19 protein-coding genes and 1 pseudogene are annotated in these 20,298 nt (G+C 72.5%); 14 read left to right on the top strand and 6 right to left on the bottom strand.

The genetic code is table 11. From position 1 onward, the window contains the following. The first annotated feature begins 19 nt into the window (after positions 1-19). The 7 genes and pseudogenes from OG242_RS01685 to OG242_RS01655 all read left to right on the top strand — a co-directional run bounded on the left by OG242_RS01685 (position 20) and on the right by OG242_RS01655 (position 6,837). A complete protein-coding gene (locus tag OG242_RS01685) occupies positions 20-925 on the top strand; it encodes an NAD(P)-dependent oxidoreductase (protein WP_405896417.1) in 906 nt (301 codons plus the stop codon). Between the two features lie 238 nt (positions 926-1,163). Continuing rightward, positions 1,164-2,081: an NADP-dependent oxidoreductase gene (locus OG242_RS01680; RefSeq protein ID WP_405896416.1), complete on the top strand. Its 918-nt coding sequence runs from the start codon at positions 1,164-1,166 to the stop codon at positions 2,079-2,081. After that, positions 2,078-2,818, top strand: coding sequence for a GNAT family N-acetyltransferase (locus OG242_RS01675; protein WP_405896415.1), 741 nt, complete (start codon positions 2,078-2,080; stop codon positions 2,816-2,818). Before OG242_RS01680 ends, OG242_RS01675 begins: the two co-directional genes overlap by 4 nt. A 158-nt stretch (positions 2,819-2,976) precedes the next feature. Further along, positions 2,977-4,188 carry a PP2C family protein-serine/threonine phosphatase gene (locus OG242_RS01670; RefSeq protein WP_405896414.1) on the top strand — a complete coding sequence of 404 codons (1,212 nt, stop codon included), beginning with the start codon at positions 2,977-2,979 and terminating at the stop codon, positions 4,186-4,188. Between the two features lie 78 nt (positions 4,189-4,266). Continuing rightward, complete coding sequence (locus tag OG242_RS01665; RefSeq protein WP_405896413.1) at positions 4,267-4,944, top strand: TetR family transcriptional regulator; 678 nt, start codon at positions 4,267-4,269, stop codon at positions 4,942-4,944. After that, positions 4,941-5,711 (top strand): SDR family NAD(P)-dependent oxidoreductase, encoded by a 771-nt coding sequence (locus tag OG242_RS01660; protein ID WP_405896412.1) that lies wholly within the window; start codon positions 4,941-4,943, stop codon positions 5,709-5,711. The genes OG242_RS01665 and OG242_RS01660 overlap by 4 nt, the downstream gene beginning before the upstream one ends. An 86-nt stretch (positions 5,712-5,797) precedes the next feature. Beyond that, positions 5,798-6,837, top strand: a pseudogene (locus OG242_RS01655) (NAD(P)-dependent alcohol dehydrogenase). 13 nt (positions 6,838-6,850) lie between these two features. Here the strand turns inward: OG242_RS01655 and OG242_RS01650 are convergent. The 4 genes from OG242_RS01650 to dhaK are packed head-to-tail and all read right to left on the bottom strand — an operon-like array spanning position 6,851 to position 9,438. Continuing rightward, complete coding sequence (locus OG242_RS01650; protein ID WP_405896411.1) at positions 6,851-7,369, bottom strand: NUDIX domain-containing protein; 519 nt, start codon at positions 7,367-7,369, stop codon at positions 6,851-6,853. 28 nt (positions 7,370-7,397) lie between these two features. Continuing rightward, the gene (locus OG242_RS01645; RefSeq protein ID WP_405896410.1) at positions 7,398-7,808 is read right to left on the bottom strand and encodes a PTS-dependent dihydroxyacetone kinase phosphotransferase subunit DhaM; all 411 of its coding nucleotides are present in this window, start codon (positions 7,806-7,808) and stop codon (positions 7,398-7,400) included. Continuing rightward, positions 7,805-8,419, bottom strand: a complete 615-nt coding sequence (gene dhaL / locus OG242_RS01640; protein WP_405896409.1) for a dihydroxyacetone kinase subunit DhaL — start codon at positions 8,417-8,419, stop codon at positions 7,805-7,807. The genes OG242_RS01645 and dhaL overlap by 4 nt, the downstream gene beginning before the upstream one ends. Before the next feature lie 32 nt (positions 8,420-8,451). Beyond that, positions 8,452-9,438: a dihydroxyacetone kinase subunit DhaK gene (gene dhaK, locus OG242_RS01635; protein WP_405896408.1), complete on the bottom strand. Its 987-nt coding sequence runs from the start codon at positions 9,436-9,438 to the stop codon at positions 8,452-8,454. A gap of 153 nt (positions 9,439-9,591) precedes the next feature. On the opposite strand from dhaK, the gene OG242_RS01630 reads away from it, so the two are divergent. Next, positions 9,592-10,137, top strand: a complete 546-nt coding sequence (locus tag OG242_RS01630; RefSeq protein ID WP_405896407.1) for a DUF1697 domain-containing protein — start codon at positions 9,592-9,594, stop codon at positions 10,135-10,137. Positions 10,138-10,141: 4 nt separating this feature from the next. On the opposite strand, the gene OG242_RS01625 is transcribed toward OG242_RS01630, so the two are convergent. Next, entirely contained in the window at positions 10,142-10,537 is a 396-nt protein-coding gene (locus tag OG242_RS01625) for a molybdopterin-binding protein (protein ID WP_143620207.1), read from the bottom strand. A 98-nt stretch (positions 10,538-10,635) separates the two neighbouring features. On the opposite strand from OG242_RS01625, the gene OG242_RS01620 reads away from it, so the two are divergent. The 6 genes from OG242_RS01620 to OG242_RS01595 all read left to right on the top strand — a co-directional run bounded on the left by OG242_RS01620 (position 10,636) and on the right by OG242_RS01595 (position 19,263). Further along, positions 10,636-12,141 carry an MFS transporter gene (locus tag OG242_RS01620; protein ID WP_405896406.1) on the top strand — a complete coding sequence of 502 codons (1,506 nt, stop codon included), beginning with the start codon at positions 10,636-10,638 and terminating at the stop codon, positions 12,139-12,141. 10 nt (positions 12,142-12,151) lie between these two features. Next, the gene (locus tag OG242_RS01615) at positions 12,152-13,177 is read left to right on the top strand and encodes a glutathione S-transferase family protein (protein ID WP_405896405.1); all 1,026 of its coding nucleotides are present in this window, start codon (positions 12,152-12,154) and stop codon (positions 13,175-13,177) included. Positions 13,178-13,277: 100 nt separating this feature from the next. Beyond that, positions 13,278-15,497, top strand: a complete 2,220-nt coding sequence (locus OG242_RS01610; RefSeq protein ID WP_405896404.1) for an NADP-dependent isocitrate dehydrogenase — start codon at positions 13,278-13,280, stop codon at positions 15,495-15,497. A gap of 175 nt (positions 15,498-15,672) precedes the next feature. After that, positions 15,673-17,403: a cytochrome c oxidase subunit I gene (gene ctaD / locus OG242_RS01605; protein ID WP_405896403.1), complete on the top strand. Its 1,731-nt coding sequence runs from the start codon at positions 15,673-15,675 to the stop codon at positions 17,401-17,403. Next, complete coding sequence (locus OG242_RS01600; protein WP_405896402.1) at positions 17,400-17,768, top strand: hypothetical protein; 369 nt, start codon at positions 17,400-17,402, stop codon at positions 17,766-17,768. Before ctaD ends, OG242_RS01600 begins: the two co-directional genes overlap by 4 nt. A 133-nt stretch (positions 17,769-17,901) precedes the next feature. Then, positions 17,902-19,263, top strand: a complete 1,362-nt coding sequence (locus OG242_RS01595; protein ID WP_405896401.1) for an NAD(P)/FAD-dependent oxidoreductase — start codon at positions 17,902-17,904, stop codon at positions 19,261-19,263. 19 nt (positions 19,264-19,282) lie between these two features. Here OG242_RS01595 and meaB read toward each other — a convergent pair whose 3' ends face one another. Further along, positions 19,283-20,296, bottom strand: coding sequence for a methylmalonyl Co-A mutase-associated GTPase MeaB (gene meaB / locus OG242_RS01590; RefSeq protein WP_405896400.1), 1,014 nt, complete (start codon positions 20,294-20,296; stop codon positions 19,283-19,285). Positions 20,297-20,298 lie beyond the last annotated feature (2 nt).

The following is a 20,298-nucleotide window of genomic DNA, read 5'->3' as shown; positions in this document are numbered from 1 at the left end:
GGCCGACGAAGGGAACCCCATGACCTCAGCAGTCCCCGCAGCACCGCAGCGCCCGGTCGTCGCTGTACTCGGCACCGGGATCATGGGCGCGGCGATGGCCCGCAGCCTGCTCCGCGCCGGCCTTGAGGTCCGGGCCTGGAACCGCACGCAGGCCAAGGCCGCCCCGCTCGCCGCCGACGGCGCCACCGTCACGGAGACGGCGGAGGAGGCCGTGCGCGGCGCCCACGTCGTGCTCACCGCGCTCACCGACACGACCGCCGTCGCCGCCGCACTCACCGCCGCCTCCGAGGGGCTGCACCGGGGCCAGGTGCTGCTCCAGACCTCGACGGTGGGCCCGGACGGCGCCGTCGAACTGGCCCAGCGCGCGGCCGACCTCGGGCTGATCCACCTCGACGCTCCGGTCGCCGGCACCCGGCAGCCCGCCGAGCAGGGCATGCTCACCGTCCTCGTCTCCGGCCCCGCCGCCGCCCGCGCGGTGGTCGATCCGGTGCTGGACGCGATCGGGCAGCGCACGGTCTGGGCCGGTGAGGAGCCGGGAACGGCGTCCCGGCTGAAGCTCGTGATCAACGCCTGGGTCGTCAACATGGTCAGCGGCGTCGCGGAGTGCCTGAACCTCGCCGAAGGGCTCGGCGTCGACCCGCGTACGTTCCTCGACGTCGTGAAGGGCGGACCGCTCGACTCGGGCTACCTCCGGGTCAAGTCCGCCGCCGTCCTGGACGGTGACCTCACCCCGAGCTTCGCCCTCTCCACGGCCCTCAAGGACACCCGGCTCATCCTCGACGCGGCCGCACAGGCCGGCGTCCGGCTGGACCTGGCCGCGGCGTCGGCCGCCCGCTTCGAGCGCGCGGAGGCGGACGGACACGGCGACGAGGACATGATCGCCACCTACTACGCGGGCCGGGCCCCCGGGCGCGACGCCGGCTGACCGGCCCGGGGCAGCCACCGCCGTGCGGCGAGGACCGCCCCACCGGTACGGGGGAGCCCGGTGGGACGGCCGCGTCCAGCGTGCCACAGGACAGCGCACCGGAGGGCCGACCGGCTCATATGCGGCTGTAGTTGAGTCGAAATCGACGGTACGGGAATAGCCGCGCGCCACGCGTCCTTGCCGCAGCTGTGGCGCGGTGCGGCCGGGCGCCGAAGCACGGAACAGGGAGAAGGAGCTCATGCCGAAGGCGTACGTGTTCACCCGCAACGGCGGACCGGAGGTGGAGGAGACCACCGACCTGGAACGGCCGGAACCCGGCCCCGGCGAACTGCTCGTCGCCGTCCGCGCCGCGGGCGTCAACCCGGTGGACTGGAAACTGCGCACCGGCTACACCAGGCCCGGCAGCGAGCCGGAACCGTTCCCGACCGTCTTCGGCAGCGAAGCCGCGGGAGTCGTCGTCGCGACCGGCTCCGGCGTCGAGGGCTTCGCGCCCGGCGACGAGGTCTTCGGCAATCCCCTCACCGGCGGGTACGCCGAGTACACGCTGATGCCCGTCGCGGTCACCGCCCCCAAGCCGGCCGGCCTGTCGTTCACCGACGCGGCGGTCCTGCCCGTCGCCGCCGCCACCGCCTACGACGGGGTGCGCCAGCTCGACCCCGCCCCCGGGAGCACGCTCCTGGTCACCGGGGCCGGCGGTGGCGTCGGCAGCGCCGCCGTCCAGCTCGCGCGCCACGCGGGCGTCCGGGTCCTGGGGGTCGCGAGCGACGCCAAGAAGGACTTCGTCGAGTCCCTGGGCGCGGAGCACATCCCGTCCGGCCCCGGCCTCGCCGACCGGGTGCGGGCCGCCGCGCCCGAGGGGGTGGACGCCGTCTTCGACCTGGTCGGCGGCGACACCCTGCGCGAGGCGGCCGCCCTCGTCGACCCCGCCGCGCTCATCAGCGCCGGCGGCAAGTCCCTGGTGGCCGAACTGGGCGGCGAACCCGTCCGGAGGGCCCGCACCGCGGCGGTCCTCGACGAGGTGGCACGGCTGGTCGTCGAAGGGGTCCTGCGCACCCAGGTGACCCGGACCGTCCCGCTCGACCGGGCGGGCGAGGCGCTGCGCGCGGTGGAGGACGGCCACGCGCTCGGCAAGACCGTGATCGAGGTGACCGCGTGACCGCGCCCCTGGACCCCGGCCACCCGCTGGACGACCCGGTGGGCACCGCGCTGCGCGGCCCGCACGCCCACTTCGCCGAGCGCCGCGGCCGCGTGCTGCGCTATCCGGCGGAGGTCGCCCCCTGGGTGGCGCTCCCGCCGGACCCGGGCCCCGCCGACTGGGACGACGTGGCCGCGCTCAGCGGACCGGGCGGATCCGTCACCATCACCGCGTTCCGGGAGCCCCCGCCGGCGGACTGGGAGGTCACCTTCCACGCCGAGGGCGTCCAGCTCGTGGACGACGGCGTGGACGCGGCCCCGCTCCCGGAGGCCGTCCGGCTCGGCCCCGCCGACGTGCCCGAGATGCTCGACCTGGTCGCCCGCACCCGGCCGGGCCCCTTCGAGCCCCGGACCGTCGAGCTCGGCACCTACCTGGGGGTGCGCCGGGACGGCGTGCTCGTCGCCATGGCCGGTGAGCGCTTGCGCCCTTCGGGCTGGAGCGAGATCAGCGCCGTCTGCACCGACGAGTCGGTACGCGGCCAGGGCCTCGGCAGCGGGCTCGTGCGCGCCGTCGCCCACGAGATCCGGCAGCGCGGCGAGACGCCGTTCCTGCACGCGGCCGCCGCCAACACCGGGGCCGTCCGGCTCTACGCATCGCTCGGATTCGCGCTCCGCCGCCGGACCGCCTTCCTCGCCGCCCTCGTACCGGCGGCCGTGCCCGGCCGCCACCGCGCCGGTACGACGACGGCCGCGCGCTGAACAGGGCGGCGCCTCCCGGCCGGGAGGCACCGCCCCGGCGCGGCTCGGGACCTTCGGCCGGGCCCGCGAGGCCGTAAGCCTCGTGTGTTCCACCCCTTGGCCGGGTCGAATGGAAGGGAGCGCCGGCATCCGGCCGGCACATCCGGAAGGAGAGGGCCGTGACCTTCGGACTCCTGAGCCGGCCGACGCCACGTCTGGCGCCCCCCGGCACCGAAGGTGGAAAGACTGCCGAGCTCGCCCCCCGCATCGGGAACAGGACACTGTCCGGCGGACTGGCCCTGCTGACCGCAGTGATCGTCGGCCTCGACGTCCTCGCCGGCGACGACCTGCGGCTGGTCCCACTGCTCGTGGTCGCCCCCGCACTCGTCTCGGTCTTCGGAACGGTCGCCCAGACAGCGGTCGCCGGGGCGTGGGTGACCGGAGCCGCCGTCGTCACGCGCGCGGCAACCGGCGGAACCGCGTGGGACGTCGTCACCAGCATCGTCTTCACCACGTTCGCCTGCCTCCTCGGCATCGGCGCCTGCGCCCTGCGCGTCCGGCACGCCACCGAGGTCGCCAGGCTCCGTTCCGCCGCCGTCGCCCTCCAGCGCCAGATCCTGCGCCCGCTGCCGATTCCCACGGACCAGATCACCGCCCACGGCACCTATACGCCGATCACGGAGGACCACCTGGTCGGCGGGGACATCTACGAGGTCGTCCAGTCGCCCTACGGCACCCGCGTGATCATCGGTGACGTCCAGGGCAAGGGGCTCCCCGCCATCGGTGTGGGATTCGCCGTCCTCGGCGCGTTCCGCGAGGCGGCCATCCGTGAACCGTCCCTCGTCGGCGTCGTCGACCGCCTGGAGGACGCCGTCACCCGGCAGAACGCCTTCTCCGCCCAGACCGGCGAAACGGAACGCTTCGTCACCGCGCTCGTGCTCGGCTTCGACGGCGACGGCCGGGTGCGGGCCGTCAACTGCGGGCACCTGCCGCCCCGCCTGATGCACGACGGGACGGCCGTCCCCGTCCCGCTGCGCCGGACGTCGGTACCGTTGGGTATGGCGGAACTCAGCAACGAGGGCCGCACCGCGGAACGGCTCGACTTCCCGCCCGGCGCGACGCTTCTGATGTTCACCGACGGGGTGACCGAGGCCCGCGACGCCGACGGGCGCTTCTATCCGCTCGACGCCCGGCTGCGCCGCTGGGCGCACCGGGACCCGCAGGACCTGCTCGACGCGCTCGAACACGACCTGGAGGAGTTCTCCGGCGGTGTGCGCCGCGACGACATCGCCGTACTGGCCCTGCGCCGGGTCTCCGCTCCCGCCGCCGCCCCCTTCGAGCCGACGGGACACGAGATGAACCGGGCCGTCGAGGCGTTCAGCGGGCGATAACCGACGCACACCGCCGCATTTCATGTCCCGGCGAGACTTCTGTCGCGTCGGGACATTTGCGGGTGTACGGTGAAGGACATGAAAGCGGAACGGAAGCTTCCGGACAGGCGGAGCCGCAAGGCACGCCGGACCCGGGACGCACTGGCCGGGGCCGCGTTCGAGCTCGTGCTCGACCGGGGGCTCCGGGAGGTCACGGTCGAGGAGATCGCGGAACGCGCCGACGTCGACCGCCGCACCTTCAGCCGGTACTTCGCGAGCAAGGAGGACGCCGTCCTGGACTCGGTCCGGGGCGACGGCGACCGGATCAACGACGCCCTGCGCGCCCGGCCGGCCGACGAACCCCCGCTCACCGCCTACCGCCGGGCCGTCATGGACTGGCTCGCCGACCCCGGCGCGCCGGCCTGGCACCGCCGCCCGAGGATCTACGAGCTGCTCGTCCTCGCCGAACGGGAGCCGAGCCTCTACGCCGCGTTCCACCACATCCGGGTGGACGCCCAGGCGGATTCGGTCGCCATCGTCGCGGACCGGCTCGGCACCGACCCCCTCAGCGACCTGCGGCCCGCCGTCACGGTCGCCGCGGGAGCCGGCGCCCTCCTCGCCGCCCAGGCCGCCTGGGTCCGCGGCAACCGCCCCGACGAGCTGCCCCGGCTCGTCGAAAGCGCCTTCGACGCCCTGACCGGAGAGCTGCTCACCCGGCCCCCGGCCCCGGCGCCGCACAGCACCACCAGCACCACGGAAGGAAACGGCACACCATGAGCACCACCACACCCACCGACCAGGAGTTCGCCGGCCGCACCGCCCTCGTCACCGGAGGGGCCTCCGGCATCGGACTGGCCCTCGCCCACCGGCTCGCCGGCGCGGGCGCCTCGGTCGTCGTCGCCGACTACAACGAGGCGAGCGCCCGTGAGGCGGCCGCAGCGCTGGAGAGCGCCGGTGGCCGGGCCGCCGCCGTCGCCATGGACGTCACCGACCCCGCGTCCGTCGAGGCGGGCGTGCGGTTCGCCGTCGACACCTTCGGCGCCCTCCACCTCGCGGTGAACAACGCGGGCATCGGCGGCCCCAGCAACCCGACCGGCGACTACGCCGTCGAGGACTGGGACCGCGTCGTCGCCACCAACCTCAGCGGTGTCTTCTACTCGATGCGCTACGAACTGCCCGCCATCCTCGCCGCGGGCGGCGGCGCGATCGTCAACATGTCCTCGATCCTGGGCACCAACGGCTTCGCCGGTTCGCCGGCCTACGTCGCCGCCAAGCACGGCGTCGTCGGCCTCACCAAGACCGCCGCCCTGGAGTACGCCGCCCAGAACGTCCGGATCAACGCGGTGGGCCCCGGCTTCATCGACACCCCGCTGCTGCGCGACACGGAGGGCCCGGCCCGCGACCACCTGATCTCGCTGCACCCGGCGGGCCGCCTCGGCACGTCCGAGGAGGTGGCGGAGCTCGCCGCGTTCCTGCTCTCCGACCGCGCCTCGTTCATCCACGGCAGCTACCACCTGGTCGACGGCGGCTACTCCGCCTCCTGAATCCGGAGCAGCACGGGGGACGGGGGGCACGGGGACAACGGGGGGTTTCGGGGTCAGCAAGAGCCACAGAGGTCAAGGAGGACCCCATGAAGGCAGCCCAGTACCGCGAGATCGGCGCCGCACCCGAGGTCGTCACCGTCCCGACCCGGAACCGAACCCCGGACAGGTGCTGCTGAAGGTCACGGCGGCGGGCGTCTGCCACTCCGACATCGCCGTGATGAGCTGGCCCGCGGACCAGTTCCCGTACGCGCTGCCGCTCACCCTCGGCCACGAGGGCGTCGGCACCGTCGCCGCGCTCGGTGACGGCGTCAGCGGCCTGGAGACCGGGCAGTCCGTCGCCGTCTACGGCCCCTGGGGCTGCGGCACCTGCGTCAAGTGCGCCGAGGGCAAGGAGAACTACTGCCTGCGCGCCGCGGAGCTGGGCATCAACCCGCCCGGCCTCGGTTCGCCCGGCGCCATGGCCGAGTACATGATCGTCGACGACCCGCGCCACCTGGTGCCCATCGGCGGCCTCGACCCGGTACGGACCGTGCCGCTCACCGACGCCGGCCTCACCCCGTACCACGCCATCAAGCGCTCCCTGCCGAAGCTGGTGCCCGGGACCACCGTCGTCGTCATCGGCACCGGCGGCCTCGGCCACGTGGCCATCCAACTGCTGCGCGCCCTGACGTCCGCCCGCGTCATCGCCCTCGACGTCACCGAGGACAAGCTCGCCCTCGCCCGCACGGTCGGCGCACACGAGGCCGTCCTGTCGGACGAGCACGCGGCGGACCGCAACCGCGAACTGACGGGCGGCGTCGGCGCCCAGGTCGTCCTGGACTTCGCCGGGGCCCCGCCGACCGTCGCCACGGCGGGCGCGGCGGCCGCCATCGACTCGGACGTCACCATCGTCGGCGTCGGCGGGGGAGTGCTGCCCGTCGGCTTCGGCGTCCTGCCGTTCAACACGACGGTCACCGCCCCGTACTGGGGATCGGGCTCCGAACTGGCCGAGGTGCTCGACCTCGCCCACGCCGGCGCGGTGGACGTCCACGTCGAGACGTACACGCTGGACGAGGCACCGCTCGCCTACGAGCGCCTGCACGCCGGCAAGATCAACGGCCGGGCGGCCATCCTCCCGCAGAGCTGACCCGACGGCCGCCTCACGGCGAGGAGGGCGGGCGCCGGCCTCCGGCCCCGCCCTCCGCCAGGTGCTCGCGCAGCCGGTCCAGGAAGACCCGCTGTCCCTTGACCAGCCGCTCGGCCGCCGCTTCCGGTGTGCACCACGCGAACCGGTCCATCTCCGGGAACTCCCGCAGCGTCCCGGACTTGCGCGGCCACTCCATCGTGAACGTGCCGGGCACCGCGCCCGCCGGGTCGATATCGCCCTCCAGCGCCCACACGGTCACCGTCTTCCCACTGGGCTGCCGGGCCTCCCCTAGCTCCACCCACGCACCGTCCGGCGCCGGGTGCCCGAACTCCTCCTCGAACTCCCGGCGCGCCGCCGCCCCCGCCTCCTCGCCGGACTCGTACTCGCCCTTGGGCACCGACCACGCGGCCTCCTCGCGGCCCGTCCAGAACGGGCCGCCCATATGGCCGATGAGCACTTCCAGCCCGCCCCCGTCGCCCGTGCGGAACAGCAGGAGGCCGGCGCTGCGGCGGGCGTTCTTCTTGGCGGTCATACCGTCAAGTGTGCGCGGCGCCCGCCCCCTACGCCTTGCGGTAGTCGTACGCCTCCGAAGCCGCCGCCTCCACCGCGTCGAGGTCGCCGCCCGCGGACGCCGTGACCACCGCGGCCACCGCGCCCTCGACGAACGGGGCGTCCACCAGCCGCGTCCCGGCGGGGAGTTCGTCGCCCTCGGCGAGCATCGCCTTGACCGTGAGCACCGCGGAGCCGAGGTCGACGAGCACGGCCACCCCCGCCCCGGCGTCCACCCTTCCGGCGGCCTCGGCGATCAGCTCCGTACTCGTCCCGAGCCCGCCCGCCCGGCTGCCGCCCGCCGCGGCCACCGGCGCCGTCGCACCGCCCGCCGCCAGCCCCCGGGCCAGCTCCGCCACGGACTCGGCCACCGGCCCGCTGTGCGAGACCAGCACGATGCCCACCTGCGCGTCCCTGCTCATGCCTCGCCCCCGGCCGTCTCAGCGGTGTCCGCCAGCGCGGCGATCAGGAGCGCGGCCGACGTGGCCCCCGGGTCCTGGTGCCCGATGCTCCGCTCGCCCAGATAGCTCGCCCGGCCCTTGCGCGCCTGGAGCGGCACGGTCGCCTCCGCCCCGCCCCGCGCCGCGTCCCGGCCCGCCACGAAGGAGGTCCCGAGCGCGTCGACGGCGGGCAGCAGCGCGTCGAGCATCGTCTTGTCACCGGCCTGCGCCCCGCCCAGCTGCGCCACCGCCGCGACGCCCTCTCCGAGCGCCCGCGCCAGGTCGGCGGGGGTCACGGCGGGGGCATCGCCCAGCGCCTTGCCCGTACGCCGCAGCAGCGTCCCGTACAACGGTCCCGAGGCCCCGCCCACGGTCGAGATCAGCTGCCGTCCGGCCAGTGCCAGCACGGCCCCCGGGGTCCGCGGCGGCTCCTTCGTTAGGGCCACCGTGACCGCGGCGAACCCGCGCTGGAGGTTGCTGCCGTGATCGGCGTCCCCGATCGCGGAGTCCAGCTCGGTCAGGTGCGCCGCGTCACGGTCGACGAGACCGGCGGCCGCGGTCATCCAGCGGTGGAAGAAATCGGCGTCGAGCACATGATCTCCTTGGTCCGTCGCGTGCGTGCGGATCAGCGGCCCCAGCGCAGCGCCGGCGTCTCGACCGGTGCGTCCCAGAGCCGTACCAGCTCCTCGTCCACCTGGCACAGCGTCACCGAGCAGCCCGCCATGTCGAGCGAGGTCACATAATTGCCGACGAGCGTACGGGCGACCACCACACCCCGCTCACGCAGCACCCGGTGCACCTCGCCGCCGAACCCGTACAGCTCCAGCAGCGGGGTCGCCCCCATGCCGTTGACCAGGGCGAGCACCGGGCCGTCGGGCCGCAGGTCCTCCAGGACCGCGTTCACGGCGAAGTCCGCGATCTCCCCGGAGGTCATCATCGCCCGCCGCTCCCGGCCCGGTTCGCCGTGGATGCCGATGCCCAGTTCGAGCTCGCCGGCGGGCAGGTCGAAGGTGGGGGAGCCCTTCGCGGGCGTCGTGACGGAGCTGAGGGCCACCCCGAAGCTGCGCGAGGACTCGTTCACCCGGCGGGCGATCGCGGCCACCCGGTCCAGCGGGGCGCCCTCGTCGGCCGCCGCGCCCGCTATCTTCTCGACGAACAGCGTGGCACCGGTGCCCCGGCGCCCGGCGGTGTAGAGGCTGTCGGCCACCGCGACGTCGTCGTCGACGAGGACCTGGGCGATCCGCACCCCCTCCTCGTCGGCGAGCTCGGCGGCCATCTCGAAGTTGAGGACGTCACCGGTGTAGTTCTTGACGACGAACAGCACGCCCTCGCCGCTGTCCACGGCAGCCGCCGCCCGCACCATCTGGTCCGGCACCGGTGAGGTGAAGACCTCGCCCGGACACGCCGCCGACAGCATCCCGGGCCCGACGAACCCCGCGTGCAGCGGCTCGTGGCCGGACCCGCCGCCGGAGACCAGGGCCACCTTCCCGGCCACCGGCGCGTCCCGGCGTACGACGACCCGGTTCTCCACGTCCACGCTCAGCTCGGGATGGGACGCGGCCATCCCGCGCAACGCGTCGGCCACCACGGTTTCGGGGACGTTGATCAGCATGCGCAACGGAATCTCCCAGGAGAGCTGTCGGACCCGGACGGCGTGAACCGTTCCCACCGTAGGCCGTGATCGCGCCGCTGCGAAGACGGCGGGGCTACGCTGTCGCCGTCCGCCGCGCCCCGCGCTCGCTCCCGTATGAACAGGTGATCGGATTTGCTGTACATCGCGCTTCTCCGGGGGCTGAACGTGCCGGGGCGCTCCGTGAAGATGGAGCGGCTGCGCGCACTCTTCACGGAGCTGGGTCTCGCCTCGGTGCGCAGCTACATCCAGAGCGGCAACGTCTTCTTCGAGTCCGACGAGACCGACCGGACCGCGCTGGCCGCCCGCATCGGCGACCACCTCGCGCAGGCGCTGGGCTACGACGTCGCGGTGTGCCTGCGCACGGTTCCGGAACTGGAGGCGCTGATCGCGCTCGACCCGTTCAAGGACGTCACGGTCACCGACGACGTCCGCTGCTGCGTCGTGTTCACGACCGAGCGCATCGCCCCGGACCTGGCCCTGCCGATGCTCTCCCCGAAGAAGGACATGGAGATCATCGGCCACACCGATGACGACGCCTTCGTCGTGTGGCATCTGATCAACGGCAGGCCACCGGCCGCCAAGGGCTTCCAGGAAGGCGTCCTGGGCCGTGACGCGACCACCCGCTTCTTCCACACCGTCGTGAAGATCCTTGCCGCCGCCCGGAAGGGTGTGGGCTGACCGGTCAGGCGCGGTCGATGTGCACGCTGGTCGACTTCACGCGGGCGGTGGCCTGCACGCCGACCTCCAGGCCCAGTTCCTCGACGGCCTCCCGGGTCAGCAGGGAGACCAGCCGGTGCGGGCCGGCCTGGATCTCGACCTGCGCGGCCACATCACCCAGCTTCACGGCGGTGACGATGCCCGCGAACGCGTTGCGCGCGGAGGTGTACGACACCTCGTCGTCGCCCGCGCCGTTCTGCGCGACCTCCACGGAGAACGCCGCCAGGTCGCGGCCGTCGATGAGGCGGCGGCCGCCCTCGTCGCGGTGGGTCGCGACCCGTCCGGCGTCGGCCCAGCGCCGGGCGGTGTCGGGGCTGACACCCAGGAGACGGGCCGCCTGCCCGATCGTGTAGGACTGCATGCGCCGTACCCTAACCGGCCCCGCGCCGGCCCCGTCCCGCACGGCCGGGTGGACCAGCCGGGATGAGGAATCACAGCGCGCGTCCTAGGGTGCCAACCATGGCAGACAGCGCGGCGGACCGGGGCTCTGCGGGGCAGGACGCGAACCCGGGGTCCGGGCACGGCACGCCCGATCCGCGACGGTGGCAGGCGCTCGCCGTCTGCCTGGTCGCGGGCTTCATGACCCTCCTCGACGTCTCGATCGTCAACGTCGCACTGCCCTCCATCAAGGAGGGGCTGCACACCCCGGAATCCGACCTGCAATGGGTCCTGTCCGGCTACGCCCTGGCCTTCGGCCTCTTCCTCATCCCGGCCGGACGGCTCGGCGACGCGCGCGGCCGGCGCGCCGTGTTCATGGCGGGACTCACCCTCTTCACCCTGTCGTCCGCCGCCTGCGGAGCCGCCCAGTCCAGCCTCTGGCTGGTGATTGCCCGACTGGTCCAGGGGCTGGCCGGCGGCATGGTCTCCCCGCAGATCTCCGCCCTCATCCAGCAGATGTTCCAGGGCCGGGAACGCGGCCGGGCCTTCGGCATGTTCGGCACCGTGGTCGGCATCTCCACCGCCGTCGGCCCGCTGCTCGGCGGCCTGCTGATCCAGGCCGCCGGGGCGGACGAGGGCTGGCGCTGGGTCTTCTACGTCAATCTGCCGCTCGGTCTCGTCTGCCTCCTGCTGGCCCGCCGCCTGCTCCCCGACACCCCGTCGGCCGGCCCGGTCAGGCTGCGGGACCTCGACCCGCTGGGCGTGCTGCTGCTGGGCACCGGGGTCCTGACCCTGCTGCTGCCGTTCGTCCAGTCCCGCCAGTGGCCCGGCAACGACAAGTGGCTGCTGCTGATCCTGGCCGTGGCGCTGCTCGTCGCCTTCGCCGGCTGGGAGGCGCGCTGCGGCCGGCGCGGCCCCCAGCCCGTCGTCGACCTTCGGCTCTTCAAGGTGCGCTCGTACTGGCTGGGCTGCCTGCTGATCCTGCTGTACTTCGCGGGCTTCACCTCGATCTTCTTCATCACCACGCTCTACCTCCAGAGCGGCCTCCACTACACGGCCCTCCAGGCGGGCCTGGCGATCACGCCGTTCGCCCTGGGCTCCGCCGTCGCCGCCGGCCCCGGCGGCCGGCTCGTCGGCCGCTTCGGCCGCCCCCTCGTCGTCGTCGGACTGGCCGCCGTGGCCGTGGGCCTCGGAGCCACCGCGCTCGCCGTCCACCTCGTGCCGGGCCGGGGCGCCGGCTGGGCGATGGCGGCCCCGCTGCTGTTCGCGGGACTCGGCAGCGGCCTGGTCATCGCGCCCAACCAGACCCTGACCCTCTCCGAGGTGCCGGTGGCCACCGCGGGCAGCGCAGGCGGCACCCTGCAGACCGGACAGCGCGTCGGCTCCGCCATCGGGATCGCCGCCGTCGGTGCGGTGTTCTTCGCCCAGGTCGGCGGCGAGGACTGGTCCGACGCGTACGACCACGGGCTCGTCGTGTCCGTCGCCTTCGTCGTCGGCGCCCTGCTCGTCGCACTCGCCGACGTGGGCGGCGGCCGACGGGGCAGACGCCGTACACAGCACTCCTCACCTCCCGCAGCCGCCTCGTAAGGAGAACGCGATGAACGACTCCGCCGGCACCGACGGCAACAGCTCGTACGGGCACAAGCCCTTCAAGCGCTCCCGCAGCCACTTCGCGGACCGCGTCACCGCCGACGGCCGCGACGGCTGGCCCGTGGAGGCGGACCGCTACCGGCTCGTCGTCAGCCGCGCCTGCCCCTGGGCCAGCCGCGCCCTGGTCTCCCGCAGGCTGCTCGGCCTGGAGGACGCGCTCTCGCTCGCCGTCGCCGACCCGCTGCAGGACGACCGCAGCTGGCGCTTCACGCTCGACCCGGACGGCCGCGACCCGGTGCTCGGCATCCGCTACCTGAGCGAGGCGTACGACGCCAGGGAACACGGCTACCCGGGCGGTGTCAGCGTCCCGGCGATCGTCGACGTACCCAGCGGCAAACTGGTCACCAACGACTACCAGCGGATCACCCTGGACCTCGCCACCGAGTGGACCGCCCTGCACCGCCCCGGGGCCCCCGACCTCTACCCCGAGCCGCTGCGCGCGGAGATCGACGAGGTCACGGAGGGCATCTACCGGGACGTCAACAACGGCGTCTACCGGGCCGGATTCGCGGACGGCCAGGACACCTACGAGGAGGCGTACGGGACGCTCTTCCGCCGCCTGGAGCAGATGTCCGAGCGGCTCGCCGACCGGCGCTACCTCGTCGGGGACACGATCACCGAGGCCGACATCCGGTTCTTCACCACCCTGGTGCGCTTCGACGTCGTCTACCACGGCCACTTCAAGTGCAACCGCCGGAAGCTGTCCGAGGACCCGGTGCTGTGGGCGTACGTCAGGGACCTCTACCAGACCCCCGGATTCGGGGACACGGTCGACTTCCACCACATCAAGCAGCACTACTACCGGGTGCACACCGGCATCAACCCCACCGGCATCGTGCCCGCCGGCCCGGACCTGTCCGGCTGGCTGACCCCGCATCACCGCGAACAGCTCGGCGGCCGCCCCTTCGGCGACGGCACCCCGCCCGGACCGGTGCCGGCAGGGGAGGAGATCCCGCCGGAGGGCCGCCCGTAGGACGGGTTCCGGCCGGTGTGGGCAGGGCCCTGTCGAGACGGCGCCGCTCACGAGATATCTTGATGTCAAGCAATGTTGCAGACGTGGAGCGGAGCACAGGGTGACTGACTCGACCATCATCTATACACACACCGACGAGGCCCCGGCCCTGGCGACGTATTCGTTCCTGCCTGTGGTCGAGGCGTACGCCTCCAAGGCCGGGGTCACCGTCGAGAGCCGGGACATCTCCCTGGCGGGCCGGATCATCGCCGGCTTCCCCGAGCGCCTCCGGGAGGACCAGCGCATCGACGACGCTCTCGCCGAGCTCGGTGAGCTGGCCACCACTCCGGGCGCCAACATCATCAAGCTTCCGAACATCTCGGCCTCGATCCCGCAGCTGAAGGCCGCGATCGCCGAGCTCCAGGCCCAGGGCTACGCCCTCCCGGACTACCCGGACGACCCGAAGACCGACGAGGACAAGGACGTCCGCGCCCGTTACGACAAGGTCAAGGGCAGCGCCGTCAACCCGGTCCTGCGCGAGGGCAACTCCGACCGCCGCGCCCCCGCGTCGGTCAAGAACTACGCCAAGACCCACCCGCACCGCATGGGTGCCTGGACCGGCGACTCGAAGACCAACGTCGCCACCATGGGCGTCGACGACTTCCGGTCCACCGAGAAGTCCGCGGTCATCGCCGAGGCCGGCAGCCTGCGCATCGAGCTCGCCGGGGACGACGGCACCACCACCGTCCTGCGCGAGTCCGTACCCGTCCTCGCGGGCGAGGTCGTCGACGCCTCCGTCATGCGCGTTGCCGCCCTGCGCGAGTTCATCACCGCGCAGATCGCCCGTGCCAAGGCCGAGGGCGTGCTCTTCTCCGTGCACCTCAAGGCCACGATGATGAAGGTCTCCGACCCGATCATCTTCGGCCACGTCGTGCGCGCCTTCTTCCCGAAGACCTTCGCCGAGTACGGTGAGGCGCTCGCCGCCGCCGGGCTGACCCCGAACGACGGTCTCGGCGGCATCCTCAAGGGCCTGGAGGCCCTGCCCGAGGGTGCGAAGATCAAGGAGTCCTTCGAGGCCGAGCTCGCCGAGGGCCCCGCCCTCGCCATGGTCGACTCCGACAAGGGCATCACCAACCTGCACGTCCCGAGCGACGTCATCGTCGACGCCTCCATGCCGGCCATGATCCGCACCTCCGGCCACATGTGGGGCCCGGACGGCAACGAGGCCGACACCATCGCCGTCCTCCCGGACAGCAGCTACGCCGGTGTCTACCAGGTCGTCATCGACGACTGCCGCGCCAACGGCGCCTTCGACCCGGCCACGATGGGCTCGGTGCCCAACGTCGGCCTCATGGCGCAGAAGGCCGAGGAGTACGGCAGCCACGACAAGACCTTCGAGATCCCGTCCACCGGCACCGTCCGCGTCGTCGACGCCGCCGGCAACGCCGTGCTGGAGCAGGCCGTCGGCGCCGGTGACATCTTCCGGATGTGCCAGACCAAGGACCTGCCGATCCAGGACTGGGTCAAGCTCGCCGTCACCCGCGCCCGCGCGACCGGCAACCCGGCCGTCTTCTGGCTCGACGAGGACCGCGCGCACGACGCGAAGCTCATCGAGAAGGTCAAGACGTACCTCGCCGAGCACGACACAGCGGGTCTGCAGATCGAGATCATGACCCCCGAGAAGGCCACCGCCTTCTCCCTGGAGCGCATCCGCCGCGGCGAGGACACCATCTCCGTCACCGGCAACGTGCTCCGCGACTATCTGACGGACCTCTTCCCGATCCTGGAGCTCGGCACCAGCGCGAAGATGCTCTCCGTCGTCCCGCTGATGAACGGCGGCGGCCTCTTCGAGACGGGCGCCGGCGGCTCCGCGCCCAAGCACGTGCAGCAGCTCGTCAAGGAGGACTACCTGCGCTGGGACAGCCTGGGTGAGTTCCTCGCCCTCGCCGTCAGCTTCGAGCACCTCGCGCAGACCACGGGCAACGCCCGCGCCCAGGTCCTCGCCGACACGCTGGACCGCGCCACGGCCACGTTCCTCAACGAGGACAAGTCGCCCAGCCGCCGCCTCGGTGGCATCGACAACCGCGGCAGCCACTTCTACCTGTCCCTGTACTGGGCCCAGGAGCTGGCGCAGCAGACCGCCGACGCCGACCTCGCCGCCGCGTTCGCCCCGCTCGCCAAGACGCTGGCCGAGCAGGAGCAGACCATCGTCGAAGAGCTGATCGCGGTCCAGGGCAAGCCGGCCGACATCGGCGGCTACTACCAGCCCGACCCGGCCAAGGCCGCGGCCGTCATGCGTCCGTCCGCGACGTTCAACCAGGCGATCGCGAGCCTCGTCTGACCCGACGCGCACCCGACGCCCCGGCCGGCCTCCGCCGCGCCCGGGGCGTCGGCGTGTCCATAACCCCCCTGACGGGTGAATGTCGCGCCCCGGCGGGTGCCGGGCCGCGCCCCGGGACCGCTTCGCTGGTTTGCTGCATCCGGTAACACGGATGCACAAGCGAAGGAGCGGCCCCGTGACGACGACGGGCACAGCAGGTACGGCGGAGGACGAGGAGTCGTACTCCAACGAACTACCGGTGCGCAGAAGGGAGCCCGGCAACGTCGTCATCAAGTGGGCGACCACCACCGATCACAAGACGATCGGCACGCTCTACCTGGTCACCTCGTTCGCGTTCTTCCTCGGCGGTGGTCTGCTGGCGCTCTTCATGCGCGCCGAACTGGCCAGGCCCGGCATGCAGATCATGTCGAACGAGCAGTTCAACCAGGCGTTCACGATGCACGGCACGATCATGCTGCTGATGTTCGCGACGCCGCTGTTCGCCGGATTCACCAACTGGATCATGCCGCTGCAGATCGGCGCGCCCGACGTGGCCTTCCCCCGGCTGAACATGTTCGCGTACTGGCTGTACCTCTTCGGCTCACTCATCGCGGTGGCCGGCTTCCTCACCCCGAACGGTGCCGCCGACTTCGGCTGGTTCGCCTACTCCCCGCTGACCGACGTGGTCCGCTCGCCCGGAGTCGGCGGTGACCTGTGGATCATGGGCCTGGCCTTCTCCGGCTTCGGCACGATTCTCGGTTCGGTCAACTTCGTCACCACGATCATCTGCATGCGCGCCCCCGGCATGACGATGTTCCGCATGCCGATCTTCGTCTGGAACGTCCTGCTGACCGCTGTGCTGGTGCTGCTGGCGTTCCCGGTGCTCGCCGGGGCACTCCTGGCGCTGGAGGCGGACCGCAAGTTCGGCGCCCACGTCTTCGACGCGGCCAACGGCGGCGCGTTGCTCTGGCAGCACCTCTTCTGGTTCTTCGGGCATCCAGAGGTGTACATCATCGCCCTGCCGTTCTTCGGCATCGTCTCCGAGATCATCCCGGTCTTCAGCCGCAAGCCGATCTTCGGCTACATCGGCCTGGTGGCCGCGACGACCGCCATCGCCGGACTCTCGATCACGGTGTGGGCCCACCACATGTACGTCACCGGCGGGGTGCTGCTGCCGTTCTTCTCGTTCATGACGTTCCTCATCGCGGTGCCCACCGGGGTGAAGTTCTTCAACTGGATCGGCACGATGTGGAAGGGCTCGCTCTCCTTCGAGACCCCGATGCTCTGGTCCGTCGGCTTCCTCGTCACCTTCCTCTTCGGCGGTCTGACCGGGGTGATCCTGGCTTCCCCGCCGCTCGACTTCCACGTCTCCGACTCGTACTTCGTGGTCGCGCACTTCCACTACGTCGTCTTCGGCACGGTGGTGTTCGCGATGTTCGCCGGGTTCCACTTCTGGTGGCCGAAGTTCACCGGGAAGATGCTGGACGAGCGGCTCGGCAAGATGACCTTCTGGACGCTGTTCACGGGCTTCCACGGCACGTTCCTGGTACAGCACTGGCTGGGCGCCGAGGGCATGCCGCGCAGGTACGCGGACTACCTCGCGTCGGACGGCTTCACCGCGCTGAACACCATCTCGTCGATCTCCTCGTTCCTGCTGGGCCTGTCGATGCTGCCCTTCCTGTACAACGTGTGGAAGACCGCCAAGTACGGCAAGCAGATCGAGGTCGACGACCCGTGGGGCTACGGCCGTTCGCTGGAGTGGGCGACCTCCTGCCCGCCGCCCCGGCACAACTTCGTCACCCTGCCCCGTATCCGTTCCGAATCCCCGGCGTTCGACCTCCACCACCCCGCCGTGCGTGAGCTGGAGGAGTCCGCCACCCGGCCCGACACCTCGGTCACCGTGGCGCCCGGGGACAAGCAGGCGTGAGCGGCGAGGAGAGGCGGGCGCCGGCCGACCCGGACGCCGAGAGCGCCCGGGGGCTGGCCCAGATGGAGGGCTACCTGCTGTGGAACGCCGAGGTCGAGCAGGCACGCGGGCTCGCCCGCCGCTTCACCGACCAGCTGCCCTGGCTCACGACCGCCCAGCGCGAGGACGTGGAACGCGTCTACACCGCGGAGCGGACCGCCGAATCACGGGTGGTGCTGGCGCGGATCTCCGCCCGCGCCCTGCAGTTGCGCGGCGAGTACACCGCGCACTACCGCAGGCTCCGCGTCCGCTGCGTCGCCACCGCCCTGCTCTGCGCGGGAGCGGCGGGCGGCGCCTGCGGCGTGGTCGGCTACCTGGCCCGATGAGCCGGTCCGGTCGTCCGTTCTGCCGTCCCAGCAGGCGCACTCGCCGCCCGGTCGTGAAGATGAGAGGTGACGGGCGCGTGTGACGGGGCAGGCGAACGGACGACCGTGCAGACCCCCAGAAGGGACGATCACTGTGGCACGACCCAGGATTCTCGTAGTCGGAGCCGGTTTCGCCGGGGTCGAGTGCGTACGCCGTCTGGAGCGGGGGCTGCGGCCCGGTGAAGCGGACATCGCGCTCGTCGCCCCGTTCTCGTACCAGCTCTACCTGCCCCTGCTGCCCCAGGTGGCCTCCGGGGTGCTCACCCCGCAGTCCGTCGCCGTGTCACTGCGCCGGAGCAGCCGCCACCGCACCCGCATCATCCCCGGCGGGGCCATCGGCGTGGACCCCAAGGCTAAGGTGTGCGTGGTCCGCAAGATCACCGACGAGATCGTCGACGAACCGTACGACCACCTCGTCCTCAGCCCCGGCAGCGTCACCCGCACCTTCGACATCCCCGGGCTCCTCGACCACGCCCGCGGTATGAAGACGCTGGCCGAGGCCGCCTACGTACGCGACCACGTGATCGCGCAGCTCGACCTCGCGGACGCCAGCCACGACGAGGAGGAGCGCGCCTCGCGGCTCCAGTTCGTCGTGGTCGGCGGCGGCTACGCCGGCACCGAGACCGCGGCCTGTCTCCAGCGCCTGACCACCAACGCGCTGCGGCACTACCCCCGCCTCGACCCGAAGCTCATCAAGTGGCACCTGATCGACATCGCCCCGAAGCTCATGCCCGAGCTCGGCGACAAGCTCGGTGCCAGCGCCCTCAAGGTGCTGCGCGACCGGGGGATCGAGGTCTCGCTCGGCGTGTCGATCGCCGAGGCGGGGCCCGACACCGTGAAGTTCACCGACGGCCGGGTGCTGCCCTGCCGGACGCTGATCTGGACCGCCGGGGTCGCCGCCAGCCCCCTGGTCGGCACCTTCGACGCGGAGACCGTCAAGGGCCGGCTCGCCGTCACGCCCGAGATGACGCTGCCCGGCCACGAGGGCATCTTCGCGCTCGGCGACGTGGCCGCCGTGCCCGACCTGGCCAAGGGCGACGGCGCGGTCTGCCCGCCCACCGCCCAGCACGCGCTGCGCCAGGGCCGCAAGCTCGCCGACAACCTCCTGGCGAAGCTCCGCAACCAGCCGTTGCAGCCCTACGTCCACAAGGACCTCGGGCTCGTAGTGGACCTCGGCGGCAAGGACGCCGTGTCCAAGCCCCTGGGCATCGAGATGCACGGCATCGGCGCCCAGGCCGTGGCCCGCGGCTACCACTGGACGGCGCTGCGCACCAACGTGGCCAAGGCCCGCGTCATGGCGAACTGGCTCATCAACGCCACGGCGGGCGACGACTTCGTGCGCACCGGCTTCCAGATGCGCAAGCCGGCGACGTTGCGGGACTTCGAGTACACCGACAGCTATATGACCCCGGAACAGGTCCACAAGCACACCGAAGCCCTGCACGCCCGGATGTGACCCGGGCGCGGGGCCCGGGTCACCGCCCGGCGGCTCGGTCCGCCGGGCCGGGGCCCCGGAACGCGGCGAGGATCTCCTCGGCGGCGAGCGTCGCCGGCAGCGTCCCCTCGCGTACGCGCCGCTCCAGGTCCGGCGCCAGCGCACGCACCCCGGCATGGGCGCGCAGGCTCTCCAACAGCTCGTCGCGCACCATCGTCCAGGTCCAGTCGACCTGCTGCCCGGCGCGCTTGGCGGCGAGCCTGCCCGTCGACTCCAGGAGCGCCCGGTGCTGTTCCAGCCGCTCCCACAGCGTGTCGAGACCGGTCGACTCACGTGCGCTGCACGTCAGCACCGGCGGGGTCCACGCCGCGTCCACCGGGTGCATCAGCCGCAGCGCGCCCGCCAGTTCACGGGCGGCGGCGCGCGCGTCGCGTTCGTGCGGGCCGTCCGCCTTGTTGACGGCGATGGCGTCCGCGAGCTCCAGGACGCCCTTCTTGATGCCCTGCAACTGGTCACCGGTGCGTGCCAGGGTCAGCAGCAGGAACGTGTCGACCATGTTGGCGACCGCGGTCTCCGACTGGCCGACACCGACGGTCTCCACCAGCACCACGTCGTAGCCCGCCGCCTCCATCACCACGACGGACTCGCGGGTCGCCTTCGCCACCCCGCCCAGCGTGCCGGCGGTGGGGGAGGGGCGCACGAAGGCCGCCGGGTCCACCGCGAGGCGCTCCATCCGGGTCTTGTCGCCCAGGATGGAACCGCCCGTACGGCTGGACGACGGGTCGACCGCCAGCACGGCGACCCGGTGCCCGAGCCCGGTGAGCATGGTGCCGAGCGCGTCGATGAACGTCGACTTGCCGACCCCCGGCACCCCGCTGATGCCGACGCGCCGGGCGTGGCCCGAGTGCGGCAGCAGCCGGCGCAGCAGCTCCTGCGCCAGCGCACGGTGATCGGGGCGGGTCGACTCGACGAGGGTGATGGCGCGCGCGATGTGCGCGCGCCTCCCGTCGAGGACGCCCTTCACATAACTGTCGAGATCGATCCTCGGGGCCATGG

This window comes from Streptomyces sp. NBC_00727 (genome assembly GCF_045161745.1).
In the GTDB taxonomy this organism is placed as follows: Bacteria; Actinomycetota; Actinomycetes; order Streptomycetales; family Streptomycetaceae; genus Streptomyces.
The sequence above is the reverse complement of the archived record's forward strand: the minus strand, read 5'-3'. Positions and strand labels throughout refer to the sequence as shown.